The organism is Actinoallomurus sp. NPDC050550 (genome assembly GCF_040655075.1).
In the GTDB taxonomy this organism is placed as follows: domain Bacteria; phylum Actinomycetota; class Actinomycetes; order Streptosporangiales; family Streptosporangiaceae; genus Actinoallomurus.
In genome coordinates, this window is sequence record NZ_JBFAJC010000147.1 from 1 (window position 1) to 1,464 (window position 1,464).

Genomic DNA, 1,464 nt, shown 5'->3' on the forward strand with positions numbered 1-1,464 from the left:
CCCAGACCAACGATCATCGAAAGGCTGGTATCCGCACGGAACGACAGGTTATAACCCCCCGAATAACCGAAATAACCCGGGCCGTACCCACTCCCACTCCAAGCACCAGAGCCTCCAGCCCCGGGTCCGGAAGGCCACGACCAGCCTTGTGCCGGGACCTGCGGCGGCATGAGCGCGACGCTTTGAGCCGACTGCAACACATCGGCGATACGCCGCGCTTTTTCCTCCATTACCAGAACATGGATTTCAGGAGCCGAAGCGTAAACGGCATCAATATGACTTTCCGCCGCCGCGAACCCCGCCCCGCGCTCCCGAAGCTTGCCATTAACAAGCGCCACCAGACGCCTCTTTTTGCGACTGTTGAGCGGCAAAGCCGGGAACCCGGCCCGGGCGCGCACAGGCATCGGACCACCGAAATCCCGATAGACCTCACCCAATCGCCCAAAAATAGGATCATTCCCGGGAATCAGGCCATAAACCCAACGGACGAAGAATTCAGCCACAAACTCGGCCGGATTCCCTCCACTACGGGCATATTCACTTACATATCCAAATAGATCCGACAGCGTTGTATCCCGCATTGCAACGTTTGCGGCAAGGGGGTAAACATATCGAACGCCGTGGAGTAGGTGACCGAGTTCATGAACGACGATCGCCACGGATTCTTCATCGATAATCGTCGGCATATCCTGAGGGCCGACGTCTGAATAAATCGGCATCCTTTCATCGTCAGACATGCCGGGTGGTTGGATGCTCACGGCCAGCGCGTAACGATGAGTAAAGGCCATGGCAACAGCCGATGCCTTGTCTTCAACTATCGAGACTTGAAGATGCTTATAAGGCTCCCCTGCGGGGGTAAACGCCTCCACGACTTCCAGTCGCAACGACTTGGAATACTTAGGCATATAAATCTTAAGGTCGGGAACGGGAAAACCTGCTGCCTGCACTCTGGAAACCGCAAGTCTCACATTCGCGACTGTCGCATCAATCAGTCTATTTGGGATGGTCGGTTCATGCCGAAGCCGAACGTTCACCGGGTGTTCTCGCGACCCAAATATGACAACTTTTTCTTGCCACCTGCCCAGAGGTGCATTCATGTCATGATCGACATTTTTGTTCCGGCGCGATAGATACGCTTCCAACTCTGGATGCCGGTTCGCAAACTCAGTATCTTTGAGTGCTTCGCTGACGAGAGAATCCGGAACCCCCGACGCCGAAACCTCGTGAGACTCTGACACGAATTTATTAAAGGCGCGTTCGTTAAAGTTTGCCCACTGCTCATAACTCAGGAACTCAGGCAGTTGGTAGACGTGGCGAGCTTGTGTGGGCTCAAGATCTGGATCGGACTGGGATAGTGGTTGGGTTTGTGTCCCCCACCATCTCGGGGTTCCGGGTGCTTGCGCCACCGCGTGGGTGAGCTTGGTCTCGTGGTCGGTGACGGGCCGCCTCGCCGAGGGCGGCAGC

1 protein-coding gene is annotated in these 1,464 nt (G+C 56.0%); it reads right to left on the reverse strand.

What is annotated here, in order from left to right; genetic code table 11:
• The coding region (locus AB0I04_RS55130; RefSeq protein WP_360905072.1) for a hypothetical protein at window positions 1-1,238 on the reverse strand (1,238 nt) is incomplete at its 3' end.
• Window positions 1,239-1,464 lie beyond the last annotated feature (226 nt).